Source organism: Pseudonocardia yunnanensis, assembly GCF_039534065.1.
GTDB lineage: Bacteria > Actinomycetota > Actinomycetes > Mycobacteriales > Pseudonocardiaceae > Pseudonocardia > Pseudonocardia yunnanensis.
In genome coordinates this window covers 520,077-542,573 of sequence record NZ_BAAAUS010000001.1, presented here as the reverse complement: position 1 = coordinate 542,573, position 22,497 = coordinate 520,077, and the positions used below count along the sequence as shown (strand labels likewise).

General features: G+C 70.6%; 18 protein-coding genes. 10 read left to right on the top strand and 8 right to left on the bottom strand.

All coding sequences use genetic code 11. The features are described from left to right. The first annotated feature begins 9 nt into the window (after window positions 1-9). From ABD743_RS02405 to ABD743_RS02395, 3 genes are read left to right on the top strand one after another with little or no spacing between them, the layout of a single operon-like run. A complete protein-coding gene (locus ABD743_RS02405) occupies window positions 10-930 on the top strand; it encodes an ABC transporter permease (protein WP_344718302.1) in 921 nt (306 codons plus the stop codon). Further along, entirely contained in the window at window positions 930-1,790 is an 861-nt protein-coding gene (locus ABD743_RS02400) for an ABC transporter permease (protein ID WP_344718300.1), read from the top strand. Before ABD743_RS02405 ends, ABD743_RS02400 begins: the two co-directional genes overlap by 1 nt. Continuing rightward, window positions 1,787-3,247 (top strand): mannitol dehydrogenase family protein, encoded by a 1,461-nt coding sequence (locus tag ABD743_RS02395; RefSeq protein WP_344718298.1) that lies wholly within the window; start codon window positions 1,787-1,789, stop codon window positions 3,245-3,247. Before ABD743_RS02400 ends, ABD743_RS02395 begins: the two co-directional genes overlap by 4 nt. Here ABD743_RS02395 and ABD743_RS02390 read toward each other — a convergent pair. After that, window positions 3,237-3,983: a helical backbone metal receptor gene (locus ABD743_RS02390; protein WP_344718779.1), complete on the bottom strand. Its 747-nt coding sequence runs from the start codon at window positions 3,981-3,983 to the stop codon at window positions 3,237-3,239. The two genes, ABD743_RS02395 and ABD743_RS02390, sit on opposite strands and share 11 nt — an antisense overlap. Window positions 3,984-4,901: 918 nt before the next feature. Here ABD743_RS02390 and speB point away from each other — a divergent pair. The 3 genes from speB to ABD743_RS02375 are packed head-to-tail and all read left to right on the top strand — an operon-like array spanning window position 4,902 to window position 7,450. After that, a complete protein-coding gene (speB, locus tag ABD743_RS02385; protein ID WP_344718296.1) occupies window positions 4,902-5,903 on the top strand; it encodes an agmatinase in 1,002 nt (333 codons plus the stop codon). Next, the gene (locus ABD743_RS02380; RefSeq protein WP_344718294.1) at window positions 5,900-6,691 is read left to right on the top strand and encodes a class II aldolase/adducin family protein; all 792 of its coding nucleotides are present in this window, start codon (window positions 5,900-5,902) and stop codon (window positions 6,689-6,691) included. Before speB ends, ABD743_RS02380 begins: the two co-directional genes overlap by 4 nt. A gap of 51 nt (window positions 6,692-6,742) precedes the next feature. After that, the gene (locus tag ABD743_RS02375; protein ID WP_344718292.1) at window positions 6,743-7,450 is read left to right on the top strand and encodes a GNAT family N-acetyltransferase; all 708 of its coding nucleotides are present in this window, start codon (window positions 6,743-6,745) and stop codon (window positions 7,448-7,450) included. Window positions 7,451-7,460: 10 nt separating this feature from the next. On the opposite strand, the gene ABD743_RS02370 is transcribed toward ABD743_RS02375, so the two are convergent. Both ABD743_RS02370 and ABD743_RS02365 read right to left on the bottom strand, forming a co-directional pair. Next, on the bottom strand, window positions 7,461-8,375 hold the full coding sequence (locus tag ABD743_RS02370; protein WP_344718290.1) for an ABC transporter substrate-binding protein: 915 nt from the start codon (window positions 8,373-8,375) through the stop codon (window positions 7,461-7,463). Window positions 8,376-8,481: 106 nt separating this feature from the next. After that, window positions 8,482-9,393 carry a LysR substrate-binding domain-containing protein gene (locus tag ABD743_RS02365; protein ID WP_344718288.1) on the bottom strand — a complete coding sequence of 304 codons (912 nt, stop codon included), beginning with the start codon at window positions 9,391-9,393 and terminating at the stop codon, window positions 8,482-8,484. 67 nt (window positions 9,394-9,460) lie between these two features. Between ABD743_RS02365 and ABD743_RS02360 the strand changes: the two genes are divergently transcribed. Further along, on the top strand, window positions 9,461-10,783 hold the full coding sequence (locus tag ABD743_RS02360; RefSeq protein WP_344718286.1) for an MFS transporter: 1,323 nt from the start codon (window positions 9,461-9,463) through the stop codon (window positions 10,781-10,783). Here the strand turns inward: ABD743_RS02360 and ABD743_RS02355 are convergent. Further along, the gene (locus tag ABD743_RS02355; RefSeq protein WP_344718284.1) at window positions 10,773-11,720 is read right to left on the bottom strand and encodes an alpha/beta fold hydrolase; all 948 of its coding nucleotides are present in this window, start codon (window positions 11,718-11,720) and stop codon (window positions 10,773-10,775) included. The two genes, ABD743_RS02360 and ABD743_RS02355, sit on opposite strands and share 11 nt — an antisense overlap. 148 nt (window positions 11,721-11,868) lie before the next feature. Here ABD743_RS02355 and ABD743_RS02350 point away from each other — a divergent pair, with 148 nt between their 5' ends. After that, entirely contained in the window at window positions 11,869-12,753 is an 885-nt protein-coding gene (locus ABD743_RS02350) for an SCO6745 family protein (protein WP_379659060.1), read from the top strand. Between the two features lie 55 nt (window positions 12,754-12,808). Here ABD743_RS02350 and ABD743_RS02345 read toward each other — a convergent pair whose 3' ends face one another. Continuing rightward, on the bottom strand, window positions 12,809-14,431 hold the full coding sequence (locus ABD743_RS02345; RefSeq protein ID WP_344718279.1) for an AMP-binding protein: 1,623 nt from the start codon (window positions 14,429-14,431) through the stop codon (window positions 12,809-12,811). Between the two features lie 485 nt (window positions 14,432-14,916). Between ABD743_RS02345 and ABD743_RS02340 the strand changes: the two genes are divergently transcribed. Next, window positions 14,917-16,617 (top strand): NAD-dependent malic enzyme, encoded by a 1,701-nt coding sequence (locus ABD743_RS02340; protein WP_344718277.1) that lies wholly within the window; start codon window positions 14,917-14,919, stop codon window positions 16,615-16,617. Continuing rightward, window positions 16,617-18,053: a class II fumarate hydratase gene (gene fumC / locus ABD743_RS02335; RefSeq protein WP_344718275.1), complete on the top strand. Its 1,437-nt coding sequence runs from the start codon at window positions 16,617-16,619 to the stop codon at window positions 18,051-18,053. The genes ABD743_RS02340 and fumC overlap by 1 nt, the downstream gene beginning before the upstream one ends. 14 nt (window positions 18,054-18,067) lie before the next feature. Here fumC and ABD743_RS02330 read toward each other — a convergent pair whose 3' ends face one another. The 3 genes from ABD743_RS02330 to ABD743_RS02320 form a co-directional block, all read right to left on the bottom strand. Further along, window positions 18,068-18,676 (bottom strand): TetR/AcrR family transcriptional regulator, encoded by a 609-nt coding sequence (locus ABD743_RS02330; protein WP_344718273.1) that lies wholly within the window; start codon window positions 18,674-18,676, stop codon window positions 18,068-18,070. Between the two features lie 38 nt (window positions 18,677-18,714). Next, window positions 18,715-21,930 (bottom strand): fused isobutyryl-CoA mutase/GTPase IcmF, encoded by a 3,216-nt coding sequence (gene icmF, locus ABD743_RS02325; protein ID WP_344718271.1) that lies wholly within the window; start codon window positions 21,928-21,930, stop codon window positions 18,715-18,717. Window positions 21,931-22,119: 189 nt separating this feature from the next. Next, window positions 22,120-22,413 carry a hypothetical protein gene (locus tag ABD743_RS02320; protein WP_344718269.1) on the bottom strand — a complete coding sequence of 98 codons (294 nt, stop codon included), beginning with the start codon at window positions 22,411-22,413 and terminating at the stop codon, window positions 22,120-22,122. Between the last annotated feature and the right edge of the window lie 84 nt (window positions 22,414-22,497).

Genomic DNA, 22,497 nt, shown 5'->3' with positions numbered 1-22,497 from the left:
GGCGCCGTCGTGAGCCTCATCGCCGAACGCGCAGCCGGTCAGGAGCGCCGGGAGCAGGACCCCGGGCTGCGCCACCGCCTGGCCGAGCGAGGGATCGACCGGCACCTGCTCCTGCTCCTGCCTGCGGTGCTGTTCGTGGTGCTGCTGTTCCTCTACCCGTTCTTCTACGGCCTGCAGCTCTCCTTCGCGCCGGAGGAGGGCGGCCCGTTCGCCAGCTACCAGGCGTTCTTCTCCGACGCCTACCAGAGCGGCACGATCTGGAACACGCTCCGGCTTGCGCTCCCCGCGGCGCTGCTCAACGTGCTGGCGTCCGTGCCGATCGCCTACCGGATGCGGGGCAGCTTCCGCGGGAAGCGGCTGCTGACGATCGTGCTCGTCGTCCCGATCACGCTCGGCACCGTGCTCACGGCACAGGGCCTGTTGAACTACCTCGGCCCGGCCGGCTGGTTCAACAAGGTCCTGATGTCGCTGGGGCTGATCGACGATCCCGTGCGGCTGGTGAACAACTACTGGGGCGTCTTCTTCTCCCTGGTGATCACCGGGTTCCCGTTCGCGTTCCTGCTGATCCTGTCCTACCTGTCCGGGATCGACCCCACGCTGGAGCGGGCGGCGGCCACGCTGGGGGCCGACTGGCGCCAGCGCTTCCGCTACATCACGCTGCCGCTGCTCGCCCCCGGCCTCGCCACCACGTTCTGCCTGGCCTTCGTGCTCGCGTTCAGCGTGTTCCCGTCGGCGGTTCTGGTGGGCAACCCGGCGGGGGAGACGCGCGTCCTCGCCCTCGCCGCCTACCAGGCCGCCTACGAGCAGTACGACTACTCGCTGGCCTCGGCCATCGCGATGGTGATGGGGGCGGTCGAGCTGATCGTCATCGGCATCGTCCTGCTGTGGCGCTCGCGGCTCTACACCGGCTCGACGGGAGGCAAGGGCTGATGGCCGACACCGCCTCGGCGCGCCCGCGGCGTCGGCTCGTCGCGAGTCCGGCGGGCTGGCTGATCTGGGGTGCCGTCGCGTTCTTCCTCGTGAACCTCGCTGGGGTGATCGGCGCCGTCCTGGTGAGCTCGTTCGGCACCCAGTGGTTCGGCACGTGGCTGCCGAGCGGCTTCACCACGGGCTGGTACGCCACGGCGTGGCGGGAATTCGGGCTCCTCCAGGTCGTCGGCGTCACCCTGCAGGTGTCGCTGCTCGTCGTGGTGATCTCGGTGCTGATCGGGGTGCCGGCCGCATATGTGCTGGCCAGGCGCACGTTCCCGGGCAAGAAGATCGTCTACTTCGCGTTCCTGCTTCCGATCCTCATGCCACCGATCACGTACGGCATCCCGCTCGCGACCGTGCTCTACAAGTTCGGCTTCGCGGGCAACGCCTCGGGCGTGGTGCTCGCCAACCTGGTGCCGTCGGTGCCGTTCGTGATCCTCACGATGACGCCGTTCATCGAGCAGATCAACCCGAGCATCGAGGCGGCGGCGCGAATGTGCGGCGCCGGGACGCGCGCGCTGTTCGTCCGCGTGCTCGGCCCCTTGCTCGTACCGGGCATGCTCGCGGCGGCCATCCTGGTGCTGGTGCGCACCGTGGGCATGTTCGAGCTGACGTTCCTCACCGCCGGCCCCGATTCGCAGACGCTGGTGGTCGCGCTCTACTACTCGATGTCGGCGGCCGGGATCCGGGCGCAGCAGTCCGTCGACGCGATGGCCGTGATCTACACGTCGACGATGCTCGTGCTGCTCGTCGTCGCGCTGCGGTTCGTCAATCCGACACAGCTGGTCGCCCGGGTCAAGGAGACACCGGAACCGTGACGACGGACGTGCCCCGCCTCTCCGGGGCGACCCTGGGCCGGATCGCTCCCGGCGTGCACGTCGGCACCCGGCGCCCTGACGCCGCGGTCGGCATCGTGCACCTCGGCATCGGCGCGTTCCACCGCGCCCACCAGGCCGTCTACACCGAGGAGGCGATGGCGGCCGAGGGCGTCGGGCACTGGGGGATCTGCGGGGTGACGCAGCGCTCGCGTGCCGTCGTCGACCAGTTGGGCCCGCAGGACGGGTTCTACGGCGTGCTCGAGGGAAGCGACGACGGCGTCTCGGTCCGTGTGGTCGGCTCGGTGCTCGAGGTGGTGTCGGCAGGCGAGCAGCCGGAGTTGGTGCAGTCGCGGATCGCGGACGAGGCGGTCCGCGTGGTCACCCTGACCGTCACGGAGAAGGGGTATCGGCGCGACGCCAGCGGCAGGCTCGACCTGCGGGACGCGGGGGTGCAGGCCGACCTGACCGGCACCGACGCGCCGGTCACGGCGATCGGCCGGCTCGTGCGCGGCCTGCAGGAACGCAATCGGCGGCACGGTGCATCGATCACCGTGCTGTCGTGCGACAACCTCGTGGGCAACGGAGAGGTGGTCCGCGGGCTCGTGGCGGACTTCTGCGCCGCGCTGCCCACCGCGGAGGGCGAGCCGCTGCGGGAGTGGGTTGCCTCGTCGGTGTCGTTCCCGAGCAGCATGGTCGACAGGATCGTGCCCGCCACCACCGACGACGACCGCGCACAGGCCCGCCAACTGCTCGGCGTGCGCGACGACGGGCTGGTGGTGGCCGAGCCGTTTCGCCAGTGGGTGATCGAGGACGACTTCGCCGGGCCCGTGCCCGCGTGGCACCGGGCAGGCGCCACCCTGACCGCCGACGTGGCGCCGTACGAGGCGGTGAAGCTGCGCCTGCTCAATGCCACCCACTCGCTGCTGGCCTACACGGGCGCGCTCGCCGGGTACACCACGATCGCCGAGGCGATGCGCGACGACAGGCTCTCCGCGGCGGCCACGGCGCTGATGGCGCAGGACGCGCTGCCCACGCTAACCCGTCCCGACGACCTAGACCTGGCCGATTACCAGCAGTCGGTGCTCGCCCGCTTCGCCAACCCGGTGCTGCGCCACCGCACCACGCAGGTGGCGATGGACGGCTCCCAGAAGCTGCCCGTCCGGCTCCTGGGCACGGTCCGCGACCGCCTTCGCGCAGGGGCCGAACCACGCTGGGCGGCACTGGCCGTGGCGGCCTGGATGGTCTACGTCGCCAGGGAGCGCGACGCCCTCGGCCGGCCGCTGCCGCTGGACGACCCGCTGGCCGACCGGCTGCGGACCGCCGCCGCAGGGCCGGAGAGTGGGCTCGTCGAGCGGATGCTCGCCGTGGAGGAGGTCTTCGACCCGGAGCTGCGCGACTCCGCCGTGTTCCGGGGCCTGATCGCCGAGGGTGTGAAGGAGCTGCTGGTCACCCGGTGAACAGCGGCGGCAGCTCGCGGGCCGCCGCCGCGAGGCTCGGCCCGTACCACGTGAGCAGCCGCCCGCTGACCAGCACCGCAGGCACATCGGGGAACGCCTCGGGCCCGTCATCGGCCGTGAAGAGGTACGGCTCGTCGGGCAACACCACGAGGTCGTGCTCCGGCAGCGCGGTGGGGTCGAAGCGCGGGTAGCGCTCCTCGTGCCCGGCCAGCACGTTGTCGACGCCGAGGCGGGCGAGCACGGCGCCCGTGAACGTGTCGCGCCCGACCGCCATCCAGGGTTTCCGCCAGATCGGCACCACCGCCCGGCGCCGCCGGGCCGGCTCGGGGAGCGCGGCCCACGCGGCCTGCGCATCGTCGAGCCAGGCGGGCCGGTCGAGGCCGCACGCGGCCAGCATCCGCGCCAAGGACCTGAATGCGTCGTCGACCGTGCGGATGTCGGTGACGTACACGGCGATCCCCGCAGCGCGCAGGGCGTCGAGATCGGGGAGGCGGTTCTCCTCCTGGTTGGCGACCACGAGGTCGGGGGCCAGATCGACGATCGCGGCGACGTCGGGGTTCTTGGTGCCCTTGACGCGGGTGACGTCGAGATCGGCGGGGTGCGTGCACCAGTCGGTGGCGCCGACCAGCAGACCGGGCGCCGTCTCGGCCACCGCCTCGGTGAGCGACGGCACGATCGACACGACCCGACGGACGTCAGCAGGAACGGGCACCGAGCGGCCCTCGTCGTCGACCACCACGGATCGACCCTAACTCGCCCGGCCGCGCAGCCAGGCGGGGTGAACGAGCGGCACTTTCGCGCGATAGGTCGGGGCGGGCGGGCCGTTCGTGCATCTGCCCGCCGGGTCGCGCGATTTCATGATCACCGGTTCGGGCCCTGGAGCCGCTGCTGGCACGGCTGCGGGTCCCCAATTGCTGATCATGTGCGTGCGCGGGCTCCCGAAAGGCAGGCGGGCCAGATGTTGGACGAGCGGGGCTGTCGTCCAGTAGGTCCGGCCGGACGGGCCGTTCGTGCATCTACCCCGCCGGGTCGCGTGGTTTCGTGATCATCGGTTGGGGCCGTGCAGCCGCTGCTGGCGCGGCTGCTTGTCCCCAATTGCTGATCATGATGTCAGGCGGGGTGCCCGCCAGGCCGGCCGTTCGGCTGGCTCGGGCGTTGGACGAGCGGGACTCTTGTCCGATAGGTCGGGGCGGGCGGGCCGCTCGTTCATCTACGCGCTGGCCTGAGGTGTCATGATCATCGGTTGGGGCCATGTAACCGCTGCTGGCACGGCTGCCCGTCCCCAATTGATGATCATGAGGCCGGGTGGGGTGCTCGCCGGGCGACCCGGCCAGCCGGCTCGGGAGCTGAACGAGCGGGGCTCTCGTCCAATAGGTCCGGGTGGGCGGGCCGTTCGTTCATCTGCCCGCCGAGCCCCTGCCGTGCAGCCGTTGCCGGCACGGCTGCTCGTCCCCGATCGCTGATCATGAGGACGGGCGGGTACCTGCCCCGACTCGCATGAACCAGCGGCACTCTCGTCCGACAGGTGCGGATCAACGTGCCGCTCGTTCTCCCAGCACTGGCCTGCGAGGCTGGGTTAGCTTGGCTGCCACTGCTCCCGCAAGCCCCCGGAGGTCCCCATGATCGGTGCCCGCCGCGCGCGAGGGCGTGCCGCATGACCCGCCCGGCTCCGGAACCGGCCGCCGCCCGGGTGGTGGACGCGACCACGGGCCACGTCGGGCCCATCGACGCCTCGCGCACCCCACGTTTCGCCGGCCCGGCCACGTTCGCGCTGTTGCCCCGCCTCGGCGAGGTGACCCGCGCCGACGTCGCCGTGCTCGGGGTCCCGTTCGACTCCGGTGTGAGCTACCGGCCCGGGGCCCGGTTCGGGCCTGCGCACGTCCGGGAGAGCTCGCGGTTGCTGCGGCCCTACAACCCGGCCACCGGTCTGGCGCCGTTCGCCGTCCAGCAGGTGGCCGACGCCGGTGACCTCGCCGTCAACCCGTTCGACATCGCGGAGGCGATCACCGCGATCGAGCGCGGGGCGGACGCGCTCCTCGGCACGGGTACGCGGCTGCTGACGATCGGTGGCGACCACACCATCGCCCTGCCGCTGCTGCGGTCGGTCGCACGCCGCCACGGCCCTGTCGCGCTGGTGCACTTCGACGCCCACCTCGACACGTGGGACACCTACTTCGGCGCCCCCTACACGCACGGCACCCCGTTCCGGCGGGCGACGGAGGAAGGGCTGCTCGACGCGGAGGCCTGCCTGCACGTCGGGATCCGCGGTCCTGTCTACGGCGCCGCCGACCTCGACGCCGACGCGCGGCTGGGCTTCGCCACGGTGACGTGCCCCGACATCGAGGCCGAGGGCATTCGTGGAGTGCTGGAGCGGATCCGAGCCAGGGTCGGCGACCGGCCCGTGTACGTCTCGGTGGACATCGACGTGCTCGATCCCGCCCACGCTCCCGGCACCGGCACGCCCGAGGCCGGTGGGATGACGAGCCGCGAACTGCTGGCGGCGCTGCGTGTGTTCGGCGGGTTGCACCTCGTGGGTGCCGACATCGTCGAGGTGGCGCCCGCCTACGACCACGCGCAGCTCACGGGGATCGCAGCGGCGCACGTCGGCTACGAACTGTTGTGTGCGATGGGCGAGCGGGCGGCGGTGGCGCCGTGACGTACACGCTCCCGGACCCCGGCCGAGCCCCGACAGGTGAACCCGGCGGGCGTACGGAGACCGAGCTGCGTCGCGAGCTCGCCGCCGTCTACCGGCTCGTGGCCCATTTCGGGATGACCGACCTGATCTTCACCCACATCTCGCTGCGCATCCCGGGGCCCGAGCACCACTTCCTGATCAACCCCTACGGACTGTTCTTCGAGGAGATCACGGCGTCGTCGCTGGTGAAGGTCGACCTGGCCGGCCGGCCGGTGTCGCCCACGCCTTACCAGGTCAACCCGGCGGGGTTCGTGATCCACAGCGCCGTGCACGCCGCGCGTCCCGATGCGATGTGCGTGCTGCACACCCACACGAAGGCGGGAGTCGGCGTGGCAGCCCAGGCCGGCGGCCTGCTGCCGATCAGCCAGCACGCCCTGGAGTTCTACGAGCGGGTCGGCTACCACGACTACGAAGGTGTCGCCCTCAACCGCGACGAGCAGCGCAGGCTCGTCGCCGACCTCGGCCGCCACCCTGCGCTGATCCTGCGCAACCACGGGCTGCTGACGGTGGGGAGCACCGCGGGTAAGGCCCTGCTGCGGATGCTCAACCTCGAGCGGGCGTGCCAGATCCAGATCGCGGCCCAGGCCGGGGGCGAGCTCGTGGTGCCTCCGGCTGACGTGTGCGAGCACACCGCCCGCCAGCTCGAAGGCACCGCACAGGACGATCTGGCCGACGAGAACGCCGACGAGTTGGCGTGGGGGGCGCTGCTGCGCCTCGCTCATCGGATCGCACCGGACCACGTCGACTGATCTCACACACCGGACGGGAACTGATCACGCCATCAATCGGTTGCTCCGGCTGTGGCGGAACATCCCCTGGACAACTCCGTATGGGCGGCGATCACCGGACCGCAGGCAGACCTCGCAGAAGTTCGAGGGCGCGCGGCGCGGTACCGGCCGGATGTGACGCGGTTCGCCGCACTTCCCAGCGAGCCTGCCCCCGAGGACTGGGCCGATCTCGCCCTCCTCGCCGGTCCGGGGGAGAACGTGGTGATCACCGGGGCTTCGCGCACGCCGCCCGAGGGCTGGGAGGCCCGTGCGGGCGAGGGCGTGCAGATGGTCGGCTCCGCCGTCGAGGTGGGCCCGGATCCCGAGGCCGTGCTGCTGGGCGCCGCCGACGTGCCCGAGATGCTCGACCTCGTGGCCCGCACGCAGCCGGGCCCGTTCGAACCCAACACCCGCCTGATGGGCACCTATCTGGGTATCCGCATCGACGGCGCGCTCGTCGCGATGGCCGGGGAGCGGTTGCGGCCGCCGGGCTGGTCGGAGATCAGCGCGGTCTGCACGGACCCGGCCTATCGGGGCCGTGGCCTGGCATCGCGCTTGATCCGGGCGGTCGGAGCGGTGATCCGGGAGCGCGGTGACGTGCCGTACCTGCACGCGGCGGCCACCAACACCACGGCGATCCGGCTCTACGAGCACATGGGCTTCACGCTGCGCAGGCACGTCGTGTTCGCCTTGCTCCGCACGCCGGTGCACCTCGGGGCGGACGTCACGTCGATGACATGACGGGCCGGCGTTAGGCCCACAGTTTCTGCGCGGCAGGCGAAACCACGTCGTCATAGCCTGCGTCGCCGCTGGTCAGCCCACTGTCACGGGTGAACTCGACGAGGCCGCTGACGGCCTCCGGCGAGATCGCCTGCTGGTAGAAGTCGACGTCACGCGCGACCAGTTCGGCGATCAGCCCGGCCTCCATCGCCGGGAACAGGGCCCGGCCGACGTCGGTGGCCCGCCCCGGATCGGCGCGCAACTCCGACTGCGCCCGAGCGATGCCGCGCACGGCGGCCGCGGTGGCGTTCGGCTCGTCCCGGATCGTGCGCCTGGTCGCCATGAGCGCCGGGAAGGTGAAGAGCGATGCCGGGCTCGCGTCCCGGCGTGCGTCGACGATCACGCGGCCGACCCCGCGGCGTACGGCCACCTCGGCGCCCATTCCGTTGGCCCAGAAGGCGTCGATCCGACCGTCGGCCAGCGCCTGGGCAGCGGTCACACCGAAGGACACGTTGCCGGCATTGGCCCCGCGGACAGGTTCGATGGTGACGCCCGCGGCGGCGAGGTCGAGCCCTTCTGTCGCCAGCAGGCGGCGCAGCCCCAGGTCGGGCCCGGGTGCGGCGCCGATCCGGACGTTCGCGAGGTGGGTCAGCGTGGTTCGATCGACATCGAGGTCGGGCCGCACGACCAGGAACCAGTACATGTTGCGGGCCAGCGCGCTCAGCAACTGGACGTCCTGCCAGCCGGGTTCGGCGTAGACGGGGGCGTGCGCGGAGCCGGCGAGGAAGTCGATCGCCCCGTCACGTAGCGCGGCCACGGCGTCGGTGACCGGGAACAGCAGGTCGAGCTCGACGTCGAGCCCCTCCTCCCGCATGAATCCCAGCTCGACCGCGGCAACCGCGGGAAAGTAGGAATTGGACACGAGATCGGGTACGGCAAGGCGCATAAGGGTCTTCCTGGCTCGGTCTGTGACGGATCACCGAGCATATGCGGCCAGTGTTTTCGTCGATGCCCGTTCTGTGGTGATAACGGCGAAAAGCAAGAAATGACCGTCACCAGGTCCGGAGCAGCGGGCGGTGTCGCAGGAAGGTCTCCAGCGCCTGCACCGGCGGGGTGAGTCGACGGTCGCGCACCCGTACCAGGCCGATCGTCCGCGTGGTCCGGGGCGTGGTGACCGGCAGCTCGACCACCTCGGGCGTGGCCGGGTGCACGGCCATCGGTAGAAGTGCCACCCCGAGCCCGGCCCCGACGAGCCCGCGCAGCGTCTCGGCGTCGCCGCCCTCGAAGGCCACGCGCGGGACGAACCCGGCCTCGCGGCACCACGCGTCCACTGTGCCGCGCATGCCGAAGCCCCTCTGGAAGCCGATGAACGGCTCGCGGGCGGCCTCGGCGAGCGCGACGCCCTCGCGGTGGGTGGCGAGGGGATGGTCGGCCGGCACCGCGAGCCGCAGTTCCTCCTCGTCGAGCGGCTCGGCGACGAGCCCCGGCTCGTCCGGCAAGGGTGAGGTGAGGGCGAGGTCGGCGTCCCCGGAACGCAGCCGCTCGAGCAGCAGCGCGTGCGGGCCCTGCATCAGGGTGAAGCGCACGTCCGGGTGGGTGGCGCGGAAGTCGCGCAGCAGCCGCGGGACGGCCGCCACTCCGAGGGTGGTCAGGAACGCCAGGCCGATCCGGCCGTGCAGCTCGTCGGCGTCGCCCTGGATCTCTCGGACCGCCGCCGTGAGCTCGCCCAGCGCTCGTTCGGCGTGGCGCAGCAGTGTGCGTCCCTCTCGTGTGAGCCGCACCGTCCGGCCTGTCCGCACGAACAGCCCGACCCCGAGATCGGCCTCCAGCCGCGCGATGCTGCGGCTGAGCGTCGACTGCGGGACGCCGATCTCCTCCGCGGCGTGCGTCATGTGCTCGGCCCGCGCGACGGCGACGAACTGGGCGAGGCGGGGTGCGACTGCGAGCGCCCACGGTTCATCCATAACTGCATTATGGCTCTCTCGAACATGCATTGGACGCATGAGGCGGGTCGACCTAACTTAGATAGCGATGGCAACGACTTCTTCTCCCCCCTCGTCCCCGGCCACCGCCGCGGTCCCACAGGCCCCCGGGCGCGGAAGCGGACACGAGCGCGGCACCCCGGGCTACCGCCGGCTGGGTGCGGCGATGTGGTGCGCGGGCCTCGCCACGTTCGTGCTGGTCTACTGCGTCCAGGGGCTGCTACCGACGCTCGCGTCCCAGTTCGGGTTGTCCTCGTCGACGTCCAGCCTCGCCCTCTCCGCCACGACGGGGGCCCTCGCCATCGCCGTCGTCCCGCTCTCCACACTGGCCGAGTCGTGGGGCCGGGTGCGTGTGATGACGATCGCGCTGGCTACCACCGCGGTGCTGGGCGTGCTCGCACCTCTGGCTCCGAACTTCCCCGCCCTCGTCGGGATTCGGGCGCTGCAGGGCGTGGCGATCGCCGCGCTCCCGGCTCTCGCGATGTCCCACATGACACGCGAAGTGGCTCCACAGTGGCTGGGCAGCGCCATCGGGCTCATGATCGCGGGGAACACCCTCGGCGGCCTCTCCGGACGGCTGATCGCCGGTGCCGTGGCCGACGTGGCGGGCTGGCGGATCGGCCTCGGTGTGATCGGCGTGCTGTCGATCATCTGCACCGTGGCGTTCCGGCTGGTGCTACCGCCCACAGTCGCCGAGGCGCCGCCGCGGGTGCGGTTCCGCGAGCTGACTCCGCTGACCTTCGTGCACCTGCGCGACCCCGGCCTGCTGTGCCTGTTCGGCATCGGGTTCCTGGTGATGGGCGCGTTCGTGACGGTTTACAACTACCTGGGGTTCCGGCTGCTCGCCGCGCCGTTCGACCTGCCGGCCCAGCTCGTCGGCCTGATCTTCCTCGGCTACATCGCGGGCACGTGGGCCTCGACGACGGCCGGACGCCTCGGCGACCGGATCGGGCGCCGCAAGGTGATGTGGGGTGCGACGCTCGTCGGCGTGCTCGGTGCCTGGGTGACCGTCCCGGACCACCTGATCGCCGTCCTGGCCGGACTCCTGCTCGTCACCGTCGGGTTCTTCGGCGCCCACTCGCTGGCGAGCAGTTGGGTCGGCAGACGCGCGACGCTCCTGCCGGGGGGATCTCCCGGCGTGGCGTCCTCGCTGTACCTGTGCGCCTATTACCTGGGCAGCAGCATCGGCGGAGCCGTCGGGGGCATCGCGTACGACAGCGCGGGCTGGTTCGGGGTGGCGGTCTACGTCAGCGGGCTGCTGGTGGTGGCGCTGGGGCTCGCACTGTGGCTGCGCCGGATGCCGTCCCCGCAGGCCGTGGCCCCGGAGCCGGTGGTGATCCGGGGTGCGGCAAGCGACGCGGTTACCGGCTGATCGAGTCGAGGAACCCGAGCAGCGCGCGGTTGACCTGGTCGGGCTCCTCCTGCTGCACCCAGTGGCCGGCACCGTCGATGATGACGCTGCCGCGGTGGTCGGCCAGCCATTCGTCCTGCTGGGCGGGCGGCCTCATCACCAGCACCGGGTCGAGCGCACCACTGATGAAGAAGCTGGGCACCGCGACGCGCGCGCCCGCGAGCTGCGGGGTGAGCTCCCAGTTGCGGTCGAAGTTGCGGTACCAGTTCAGGCCGCCGGTGAAGCCCGTGCGGCGGAACTCCTGCACGTAGTGCTCCAGCTCGAAAGGCCGCAGCCAGCTCGGCAGCTCCTGCGGCTCCGGGAGACGGTCGAGGAAGCCACGGCCGTCGTTGTCGTTACGCAGGATCCCGTCGGCTTCCTGGTCGGTGCGCAGGCCGGCGAGCAGCCGCCGCATCGTCCGGGCGGGATCGGCGCCGAGCTCCGCGTCGGCGACGCCGGGCTCCTGGAAGTAGAGGATGTAGAAGAACGACTCGCCGAATGCGGCCCGCCAGAGCTCCGTGGGCGGCCGCTGCGCTCGCGGCACGAACGGCACGCTCATCCCGCACACCCCGGCAACGCGGTCGGGGTGCAGCAACGCGGTCTGCCAGACGACCATCGAGCCCCAGTCGTGGCCCACGAACACGGCCTTCTCCTCGCCGAGCTCGTCGAGCAGTGCGATGAGATCACCGCTCAGATGCAGGATGTCGTACTCGTCGACGCCCTCCGGGGCCGACGTCCGGCCGTATCCCCGCTGGTCGGGGGCGATCGCCCGGTAGCCGGCCGAGGCGACCGCGGGGATCTGGTGGCGCCAGGAGTAGGCGAGCTCCGGGAACCCGTGGGAGAAGATCACCGGCATCCCGGTGCCTTCCTCCACGACGTGCATCTCGATGCCGTTGACGGCGACGGTGCGCTCGGGCATGGCGCGGGCTCCTTGCTGAGCATCGTGGCAACGGGCGCTGCCGGATCAAGGGTTGATATGCGGTGCCGCAACACGATCAGATCATGAGCAGCGCGACGCTTCGCCGCGCTCGGCAGATCACCGATGATCGCGACCACAGGAGGCCGGGTTGACCCCCGCAGCACGCGCACTAGCAGGAGCCCTCGAGCCTGTGACCGGACAGGTGTACTTCGCACCGGAGTGTCACGAGGCCTACGCGGCGCTCGGATTCAGCGGCAGCCCGGCGACGAACAGCGGCGTTGCCGCACCCGACGGGCCCGCGTACTTCTGCAGCCGTGGATCGCTGCTGGGCCAGGTGCCGGGCCAGGTGGTGGCCGCGGCGTTCGGGGTGTTCAACCCCGACGTCGTGGTCAAGGCCGTGGGATACGGATGGACGCTCACCGACTCCGCCACGATCTCCGACGCACGCACGCGCGGTGCCACAGCGCAGCTCGTCCGGATCCTGGGGGAGCGCCCCGATCGCATCGACGAGGCGCGGCCCCTGCTCGAGCGGGCCGTCGAGCCGCTGCGTCCCGAGGGCAGGCCGCTGTTCAGCGGGCTCCGGTCGGTGGGCCTGCCCGGTGATCCGGTCGGCGACGTCTGGCGCCTCGGCGACATGCTGCGCGAGTACCGCGGCGACGCGCACATCGCGTCCTGGACGGCAGCAGGCTTCGACGCCACGGAGATCGGTCTGCTCAGCGAGGCGTACTGGGGGATGCCGATGCGCACGTACGTCCGTTCGCGGGCATGGACCGACGAGCAGCTCGATGCAGCGTACGAGCGTCTGGTGAGTCGCGGGCTCGTGGCCGACGGGGCGCTGACCGAGGACGGGCGCGCCCAGCGCGAGGCGGTCGAGGAGGCCACCGACAGGCAGTGCCGTCCGATCGTCGACGCCCTCGGTGACGATCTCCCGACGCTCGTGGAGATCCTCCGGCCCTGGGGCAAGGCGGTGCGCGACGCCTACGGCTACCCGGGCAGAGGCATGCACGACATGGCGGACGCGGCCAGCCGCTGACGCCGTCTCCTGGAACATCGGACCGGGCTCCCCACCCCCCGGATGGGGAGCCCGGTCATTCCGCAAAGCCGACCCCATGCTGCGCCAGGTAGTTCTCGCGCAGTAGGAACTTCTGGATCTTGCCGGACGTCGTCTGCGGGAAGTTCTCCAGGAACTGCCACACCCGCGGCGTCTTGTACCGGGCGAGGTGGCGCCGGCTGAACTCGACCAGCTCCTCGACGCTCGGGCAGGTGCCCGGGACGGGCCGGACGAAGGCGGCCACCGTCTCGCCCCACTCCGGGTCGGGTAGCCCGACCACCGATACGTCGGCGACCTGGGGATGGGTGAAGAGGAGATCCTCGATCTCGCGGGGATAGATGTTCTCCCCGCCGCGGATGATCATGTCTTTCAGCCGGCCCTCGATGCGGAGGTAGCCGAGGTCGTCCATGCTCCCGAGATCGCCCGTGTGCAGCCAACCGTCGGGGTCCACGGCGGCGGCGGTGGCCTCCGGGGCGTCGAAGTAGCCCTTCATCACCCCGTAGCCACGCGCGCACACCTCACCCACCACGCGGAGCGGCACCGTTGCTCCACTCTCCGGGTCGCTGATACGCACCTCGCAGTGCGGGAGCGGGCGGCCGACCGTGGTGACCCAGTTCGGGTTCGGGTCGTCGGGCAAGGTGTGGGTGATGTAGGGCGAGGCCTCGGTCTGGCCGAACCCGATGGTGACCACGAGGCCCAGCTCGCGTTGCGCCCGCCGCACCAGCTCCGGAGGGACCGGGGCGCCCCCGAGCGACGAGAGGCGCCAGCTCGACACGTCCCGCGGCCGTGCCGACTGCTCGTCGAGCATGCGGATGAGCATCGTCGGCACGCTCAGGATGACGGTGCCGCGCTCGGACTCGACGGCGTCCAGCATCACCGCGGCGTCGAACTCGGGCAGCAGCACGTGGATGCCGCCGGTCTGCAGGGCCCCGAGCGTGGCGAGCCCGCAGCCCGCCGTGTGGAACATCGGCATCGGGTTGACCCAGACGTCGTCCGGCCCCGCGCCTTTCGCCATCGCGGAATACCGGGCGACGTTGACCAGCCCACGGTGGGTGAGCTCCGCGCCCTTCGGGGTGCCCGTCGTGCCGGAGGTGTACTGGATCTGGGCGGTGTCGCCAGGCTCCACGGGCGGCAGCTCGCGGGACGGGTCACCAGAGGCCAGGAAGTCGTCCCAGCCGGAGAGGGCGACGACGTCGCGCAGCGCGGGAAGCTCGGGCCGAGCCTTCTCGACGACCGGCACGAGATCGCGCCCGCGGTAGGTGTCCTGGACGATCGCTCCGTTGCAGCGGGACTGGCCGAGCACGTGCGTCAGCTCGCCCACCTGGTACGCCGGGTTGACCGTCACGAGGGTGAGGCCTGCGTAGGCGGCCCCCATCTCCAGTAGAACCCACTCCGGGAGGTTCGCCGCCCAGACGGCGACGTGCTCGCCCGGCCGGAAGCGCTCCAGCATCGCGCGCGCCACGCGCAGCGCGTCGAGGCGGAGCTCGTCGAAGGTCCACCGCCGCCGTGCGCTACCGGCCCCGAACTCCACCAGTGCCGTACGTGGTCCCCAGGCCGCGGCAGCGAGATCCAGCGCGTCGCCGACGGTCACCTCCCGGAGCGGATCGTCAACGGCGCCCTGCACGAAGGACAGCCCCGACGACAACCTGGACCCGCCCATGTCGGTGGCCTCCTCCACAGTGCTTCGGCATCGGGACGGCCGCTGGCCCGGCTATAACAAACGTTATAGCACGCGGCCGGCGGGGCGTCGTCGCGAGAATGAGCTCGAAAATTGGACGAGTCGTGCGAAGTGGGGAAAATCCGCGAGTAGTGCACGAAGGATAACTTGCCTCAAAGGTACCGAACAGTCGCGAGTCGCCCGTTTTCTCCCCGTGGTCGCCCTTTTTCGGCTCGCGGGTCGCCGGTCTCAGTATTGCCGATCAATGCCAGTGCCTTCTGGGGTGACATCGGCGCCTCGCCGGCACCCACTTCCGTGATTGATCAACTGAGTGTTTTCTCAGTTCCCTCGGACGTCGGCTTTCCTGCCAGCGCTTTCTTCCCGGTGTCGGCGGCGGGAGGGCTAGCAGCTCACCCGAATATGTGATGTCGGCTCCTGTCGAGTGCGGTGACCGTGGCGGGTGTGATTAACCCGACATGAGTTCGGAGATGCCCATAAGCACGCAGAAGTCATCGCTGGTGTCCGGAACGGGTGTGGCGGAGCAGGGCCGCGAGTTGCTGCGTGATCCGTTGCGTAGCCACGGCACGGCTTTCACGGAGCGGGAGCGGGAGGAACTCGGTCTCGTGGGGCTGTTGCCACCGGCGGCGTTGACCCTGGATCAGCAGGCGGTACGCGCGTACGAGCAATATCGGCGTCAGCCCGACGGGCTGGCCCGCAACTCGTTCATGGAAGCCCTGCGGGATCGCAACGAGACCTTGTACTACAAGCTCCTGGTGGATCATCTGGTCGAGATGCTTCCGGTGGTCTATGACCCGGTGATCGCTCAGGCGGTGGAGCAGTACAGCCACGAGTTCCAGCGTCCGCGTGGCGTGTATCTGTCGGTGGACGACCCGGGTGCGGTGGAGACGGCGTTCACCAACTACGGGTTGGGTGCCGACGACGTGGACCTGCTCGTGGCCACGGATGCCGGGGCGATCCTGGGGATCGGCGACTGGGGCACGAACGGGGTGGCGATCGCCCAGGGCAAGTTGGCGATCTACGCGGCGGCCGCGGGCATCGACCCGTCCCGCGTGATCCCGGTGATGCTGGACGCCGGCACGGACAACGAGGCGTTGCTGAACGACCCGCTCTATGTGGGGGTGCGGCACGCGCGGACGACCGGTGCCGCGTACGACGCGCTGGTGGATGCGTACGTGACCGCGGTGTCGCGGCGGTTCCCGAACGCCTTGCTGCATTTCGAGGACTTCGGGGCGAGCAACGCGCATCGGATCCTGAACCGGTACTCGCAGAAGGCGTGCGTGTTCAACGACGACATCCAGGGCACCGGCGCGATCACGCTGGCGGCGGTACTGGCCGGTATCCGGGTGGCACGGACGTCGATGAGCGACCAGCGCGTGGTGGTGTTCGGGGCGGGCACGGCGGGGGTCGGGATCGCCGACCAGATCCGTGACGCGATGGTCCGGGCCGGAGCCGACCAGGAGAAGGCCACGCGCCAGGTGTGGTTGGTGGACCAGCAGGGTCTGCTGCTGGACGACATGTCGGACCTGCGCGACTTCCAGGTGCCCTACGCACGGCCTGCCGCCGAGGTGTCGGGGTGGGAGCGTGGCGGGGACGGGCGGATCGATCTGGCGACCACGGTCGCCCAGGTGCATCCGACGATCCTGGTGGGCACCTCGAAGCAGGGCGGTGGGTTCACCGAGCAGGTGGTGCGGGAGATGGCCGCGCACGTCGAGCGGCCGCTGGTCTTCCCGCTGTCCAACCCGACCGAGAAGATCGAGGCCCACCCCGCCGACGTGCTGCGCTGGACCGATGGGCGGGCGCTGGTGGGCACCGGCACCCCGTGGGATCCGGTCGAGTTGGACGGGACCACCTATCGGATCGGGCAGGCCAACAACGCGTTGCTGTACCCGGGTCTGGGGCTGGGCACCGTCGTGGCCAAGGCTGCGCACGTCAGCCCTGGGATGATCATCGCTGCCGCGGAGGCGGTGGCCGGGCTGGCGGACACCGGAACGCCCGGTGCTGCGTTGCTGCCGGACGTGGCCGACCTGCGGGCGAGCTCCGCGACGGTGGCGGTGGCGGTCGCCCGCCGGGCGCAGGAGGAGGGCGAGGCTCGCGCCGAGCTCGGCAACCTGGTGCAGGACGTACAGGACGCGATGTGGCAGCCGGTCTACCCGCAGGTGGTGGCGTGATGGGCGTGCCGATCGGGACCGGGCGGCGCAGCGGCACGCGGGTGGAGAGCGACTCGATGGGGAAGATCGAGGTGCCCGCCGAGCACTACTGGGGCGCGCAGACCCAGCGATCGCTGATCCACTTCTCCATCGGCGACGACCGGATGCCGGTGCGCGTGTACCACGCCTACGGATATGTGAAGAAGGCCGCCGCGCTGGTCAACCAGGCCGCCGGCCGGCTGGACCAGCACCGGACCGCGGCGATCGTGCAGGCGGCGGACGAGGTCCTTGCCGGGGACCTGGACAGCGAGTTCCCGCTATATGTGTGGCAGACGGGGTCGGGCACCCAGTCGAACATGAACGTCAACGAGGTGCTGGCCAACCGGGCCAGTCAGTTGCTGGGCGGTGAGCTCGGAACGAAGTCCCCGGTGCATCCCAACGATCACGTGAACCTGGGCCAGTCGTCCAACGACACGTTCCCGACCGCGATGCACATCGCCACCGTGCTGGAGGTGACCGGATACCTGTTCCCGCGGGTGGATGCGCTCGTGGAGGCGATCGAGGAGGGGGCGGTCCGCTGGGTGGACGTGGTCAAGATCGGCCGTACCCACCTGCAGGACGCCACCCCGCTGACAGTCGGTCAGGAGTGGTCGGGCTGGGCCACTCAGCTGCGCGACGCGCGCGAGCGTCTGGCCCAGGCGTTGGTGGGGTGTCATCAGTTGGCGGCCGGGGGCACGGCCGTCGGCACGGGCCTGAACGCCCCATGCGGGTTCGGCGAGCAGATCGCCGCCAAGATCGCCGAGTTGACCGGGCACCCGTTCGTCACCGCGCCCAACAAGTTCGCCGCTCAGGGCTCACTTGATGCCATGGTGGCGGTGAGCGCAGGGATACGCGGGCTGGCCGTAGCCCTGATGAAGATCGCCAACGACATGCGCTGGCTGGCCTCGGGGCCGCGGGCAGGGCTGCACGAGCTGGTCCTGCCGGCGAACGAGCCCGGTTCCTCGATCATGCCCGGCAAGGTCAACCCGACCCAGCAAGAAGCCATGGTGATGGTCTGCCTGCAGGTGATGGGGGAGGACTCGATCGTGGCCGCGGCCGGGGCGCAGGGCAACTTCGAGCTCAACGCCATGCGCCCGATCATCATCAACAACGTCCTGCACTCGGCCCGGATCCTCGCCGATGCGAGCGACAAGCTGCGCCGCTACAGCGTCTGCGGCACCGAACTCGACCGCGACCGCATCAGCGAGCTGGTCGGACGCTCACTGATGCTGGTCACCGCGCTGAGCCCGACCATCGGCTACGACCAGGCGTCGAAGATCGCGCACAAGGCCGACCACGACGGTTCGAGCCTCCGCGACGCAGCCCTCGCCCTCGGCGTGGCCGCGGAGGACTACGACCGCATCGTCGATCCCGCCCGGATGGTCGGCAACCCGCACGCCGACCTCCATGTCCCGTGAGCGGTAGGGCGGGGTTACTTCTCCAGGCCGCGCATCGTGGCGTCGATGGCCGTGGCGTAGCGGGCGGTGAGGTCGGCTCGCGGGGCGTTGCCGGTCAGTTCGAGCATCATCAGCCCGTGGCCGCATGCCCAGATCGCGTGGGCTGCGGACTCGGCGTCGGTGACGAGCGGGCTCTGCTCCCCCCACCGCCGCACCACCTCGATGAACCGGGCGTAGTTCTCGCGCCCTCGGGCGCGGGCCTCACCGGAGGGGCGCGGGAATCCGGGGTCGCGGCGGCCGAACATCACCTGGAAGTAGCCGGGGTGGGCGAGGGCGAATTCCCGGTAGGCGAGGCAGGTGTTGCGGACGTCCGCCTCCGGGTCGTCGGTGAACTGCCGGAGGCGCTGGGCGTCGCTCAACCGCTTGTGTCCCTCGTCGTACAACGCTTCGAGCAGCCCCGGCTTGCCCTCGAAGTAGTGGTAGACGGCCATCGTCGAGCAGCCGGCCGCAGCGGCGATGCGCCGCACGACCAGTCCGCTGGGCCCCTCCGCGGCGAACAGGGCGGCCGCGGCGTCGAGCGTGGCCGCACGGAGGTCGGGCGCATGGCGGGGCGCCCGGCCTTGGTCCTGCGGCGTGGTAGTCACTGTTGGAACCTATCCCGATAGAGCGTGGGACAGGTCTGTCACATGTTGCGCCGGTACTGTCCGCCGACCTCGAAGAAGGCGTCGGTGAGCTGACCGAGGCTGCAGACGCGGGCGGCCCTCATCAGCTCGTCGAATACGTTGCCGTCACCGGTCGCGACGTCCTGCAGCCGCCGGATCGCGTCGGGTGCTTCGCCGGTGTGACGGGCCTTGAAGTCGGCGAGCCGGTCGAGCTGGCTCTTCTTCTCCGCCTCGGTGGCGCGGGCGAGCTCGATCTCGACGGGGGTCGTGGAGCCTTCGCGCAGGAACGTGTTGACCCCGACGATCGGCAGCGTGCCGTCGTGCTTGCGCTGCTCGTACAGCAGCGACTCGTCCTGGATGCGCCCCCGCTGGTAGCCGGTCTCCATCGCCCCGAGCACCCCGCCGCGCTCGGAGATCCGGTCGAACTCCGCGAGCACGGCCTCCTCGACGAGGTCGGTGAGCTCGTCGATGATGAACGAACCCTGCAGCGGGTTCTCGTTCATCGACAGGCCCCACTCGCGGTTGATGATCAGCTGGATCGCCATCGCCCGGCGCACCGACGACTCGGTGGGCGTGGTGACCGCCTCGTCGAACGCGTTGGTGTGCAGCGAGTTCGCGTTGTCGTAGAGCGCGCACAACGCCTGCAGCGTGGTGCGGATGTCGTTGAAGTCCATCTCCTGCGCGTGCAGCGACCGCCCCGATGTCTGCACGTGGTACTTGAGTTTCTGCGACCGCTCGTTCGCGCCGTACCGGTCGCGCATCGCAACTGCCCAGATCCGCCGCGCCACCCGGCCGATCACCGAGTACTCGGCGTCCATCCCGTTGGAGAAGAAGAACGACAGGTTGGGGGCGAAGTCGTCGACATCCATCCCGCGGCTGAGATAGCTCTCGACGAAGGTGAAGCCGTTGGCCAGCGTGAACGCGAGCTGGCTGATGGGGTTGGCCCCGGCCTCGGCGATGTGGTAGCCGGAGATGGAGACCGAGTAGAAGTTCCGCACCTTCTGCTGGATGAACCATTCCTGGATGTCGGCCATCATCCGCAGCGAGAACTCGGTGGAGAAGATGCAGGTGTTCTGCCCCTGATCCTCCTTGAGGATGTCGGCCTGCACCGTTCCGCGCACGTTCTGCAGCGCGAATGCGGTGAGCTCCGTGTGCTCCTGCTCCGACGGTGCGCGCCCGTGCTCCGCGCGGAACTTCTCCACCTGCTGGTCGATCGCGGTGTTGAGGTAGAAGGCGAGAATCGTGGGTGCCGGACCGTTGATCGTCATCGACACCGACGTGGTCGGCGAGGTCAGGTCGAACCCGTCGTAGAGCGCCTTCATGTCGTCGAAGGTCGCGATCGAGACGCCGGACGTGCCGACCTTGCCGTAGACGTCCGGGCGGGTGTCGGGCTCGCGCCCGTAGAGCGTGACGGAGTCGAACGCGGTGGACAGGCGCTTGGCCGGCGAGTCGGCGGACAGGAGCTTGAAGCGCCGGTTGGTGCGGAACGCGTCGCCCTCGCCGGCGAACATGCGCGCTGGGTCCTCACCCTCACGCTTGAACGCGAACACCCCGGCGGTGAACGGGAACCTCCCCGGCAGGTTCTCCCGGCGCAGGAAGCGCAGCAGCTCCGCGTCCTCGGTGTAGCGGGGCAGCGCCACCCGGCGCACCCGGTTGCCCGAGAGCGTCTCGCGGGTGAGCTGCGTGCGCAGCTCCTTGTCGCGGACCCGGACCACCATCTCGTCGCCCGAGTAGGCCTCCACGACCTCGGGCCACGTGTCGATCAGGTGCGCCGCCTCCGGCGGGAGCGCCTTCTCCGCCTGCTCCAGTAGCTCGGGAAGCGCCCCCTGCTCGGCCCCAGCCGCCTGCAGGGCCGAGTTAGCGGTGCGCAGGTGCTGGCGCTGCCGCGCCGCGTCCACGGCCGTCTCGGTGGCCGAGTGGTAGGCCCGGACGGTCTCGGCGATCTCGGAGAGGTAGCGCGTGCGGTTCGACGGGATGATCGCTGCGTGCTCGGAGGAGGTGCGCCGGTCGGTGCGCGGGAGCCGGCCCTCGCCGGTCACCAGCCCGTTCTCCGTGAGCAGGGCGACGACGTGCTGGTAGAGCGCGGTGACGCCCTCGTCGTTGAAGGTGGCGGCGCTCGTGCCGAAGACGGGCATGTCCTCCCACGACGCGCCGAAGGCCTCGCGGTTGCGCACGAGCTGGCGGCCCACGTCACGGCGGGCGTCCTCGGCCCCGCGCCGCTCGAACTTGTTGATCGCGACGACGTCCGCGAAGTCGAGCATGTCGATCTTCTCGAGCTGTGACGCCGCCCCGAACTCCGGCGTCATCACGTACAGCGAGCGGTCGACGAACGGCACGATGCCCGCGTCGCCCTGTCCGATGCCGGGCGTCTCGACGATCACCAGGTCGAACCCGGCCGCGCGCAGCACCGCGATCATGTCGCCGAGGTGCTCGGGAAGTGAGCTGTCGGCGCCGCGGGTGGCCATGGAGCGGAAGAAGACCCGGTCACCGCTGAGGGCGTTCATCCGGATCCGGTCGCCGAGCAGTGCGCCCCCGCCCCGGCGGCGGGTCGGGTCGACGGCGAGCACGGCGATGCGGAGCTTGTCCTCCTGGTCGAGCCGGAACCGGCGCACCAGCTCGTCGGTGAGGCTCGACTTGCCCGAGCCGCCGGTGCCGGTGACGCCCAGCACGGGGACCGCTCGGCGGGGCTCCAGGTCGAGGCCGGACGGCAGTCGTCCGGCCTCGGCGAGGGTGAGCGTGCGGGCGAGCGTGGCGTGCTCGCCGGCGAACAGTCCCTCGAACGACTGCGGAGGCCGGCTCGCGAGGTCGACGTCACACTCGCGGATCATCACGTTGATCATCCCGGGCAGGCCGAGCCGCTGGCCGTCGTCGGGGGAGAAGATGCGGGCAACGCCGCGCTCGTGGAGCAGGTCGATCTCGGCAGGCACGATCACGCCGCCGCCCCCGCCGTAGACCTTCACGTGCCCGGCTCCGCGCTCGCGCAGGAGTTCGACCAGGTAGGAGAAGTACTCGACGTGCCCGCCCTGGTACGAGCTGACCGCCACGCCCTGGGCGTCCTCCTGGATCACCGCGGTCACGACCTCGTCGACCGAGCGGTTGTGGCCCAGGTGGATCACCTCGGCGCCCTGGCGCTGCAGGATCCGCCGCATGATGTTGATCGCGGCGTCGTGCCCGTCGAACAGGCTGGCCGCGGTGACGAACCGAACCGGGTTGGCGGGCACGTGCAGCTCGGCCATGGCTCTCCTCCTTGCAGGACCAGATACTTGGGCATCCTACTATCGGAAGTGCAAGCTATGGTGTGGACGAAAGCGACATCACCCGGAGAGGCGCGGCGAGGGTGGTCACGACATGAGCGGTTGACCGCCCCCGAAAACGCCGATGCCGGCACGACGGGCGTGCCGGCATCGAAGGGGGAGGAGAGTGTGTCAGGCCACCCGGCGAGCAGGCTTGATCTCGACGGTTGGCAGTTCGATCTCGACGGTCGGAGGGTCCTGCGCCGGGGGCTCGACGACCGCGCCGCTGACGGCGGCAGGACCGCGTAGCCGACGGACCACCACAGGACCCACGGCGCCGAGCGCCACCAGCGCCACTCCGGACGCCGCGATGGAGGTTGCCGCAGCCTCCGGGACGATCATGACCAGCACAAAGGCGGCCGCCGGCCACCACATCAGTGCCCGCAGCGGGGCGGGGACAGTCCATTCCCGTGCGTCGCGCGCCATAGTCGAGTTCCTACCCGATCCGGCTACCGGTCATGCGTCCGGCCCCCTTCGCGTACTCCACGTCACGATCGTGCCCCCCGATCG

Coding starts and splice junctions, on each gene's coding strand:
- ABD743_RS02400 (WP_344718300.1), top strand. CDS start 930: ATGGCCGACACCGCCTCGGCGCGCCCGCGGCGTCGGCTCGTCGCGAGT.
- speB (WP_344718296.1), top strand. CDS start 4,902: ATGACCCGCCCGGCTCCGGAACCGGCCGCCGCCCGGGTGGTGGACGCG.
- ABD743_RS02370 (WP_344718290.1), bottom strand. CDS start 8,375: ATGCGCCTTGCCGTACCCGATCTCGTGTCCAATTCCTACTTTCCCGCG.
- ABD743_RS02365 (WP_344718288.1), bottom strand. CDS start 9,393: ATGGATGAACCGTGGGCGCTCGCAGTCGCACCCCGCCTCGCCCAGTTC.
- ABD743_RS02360 (WP_344718286.1), top strand. CDS start 9,461: ATGGCAACGACTTCTTCTCCCCCCTCGTCCCCGGCCACCGCCGCGGTC.
- ABD743_RS02355 (WP_344718284.1), bottom strand. CDS start 11,720: ATGCCCGAGCGCACCGTCGCCGTCAACGGCATCGAGATGCACGTCGTG.
- ABD743_RS02345 (WP_344718279.1), bottom strand. CDS start 14,431: ATGGGCGGGTCCAGGTTGTCGTCGGGGCTGTCCTTCGTGCAGGGCGCC.
- ABD743_RS02340 (WP_344718277.1), top strand. CDS start 14,917: ATGCCCATAAGCACGCAGAAGTCATCGCTGGTGTCCGGAACGGGTGTG.
- fumC (WP_344718275.1), top strand. CDS start 16,617: ATGGGCGTGCCGATCGGGACCGGGCGGCGCAGCGGCACGCGGGTGGAG.
- icmF (WP_344718271.1), bottom strand. CDS start 21,930: ATGGCCGAGCTGCACGTGCCCGCCAACCCGGTTCGGTTCGTCACCGCG.
- ABD743_RS02320 (WP_344718269.1), bottom strand. CDS start 22,413: ATGGCGCGCGACGCACGGGAATGGACTGTCCCCGCCCCGCTGCGGGCA.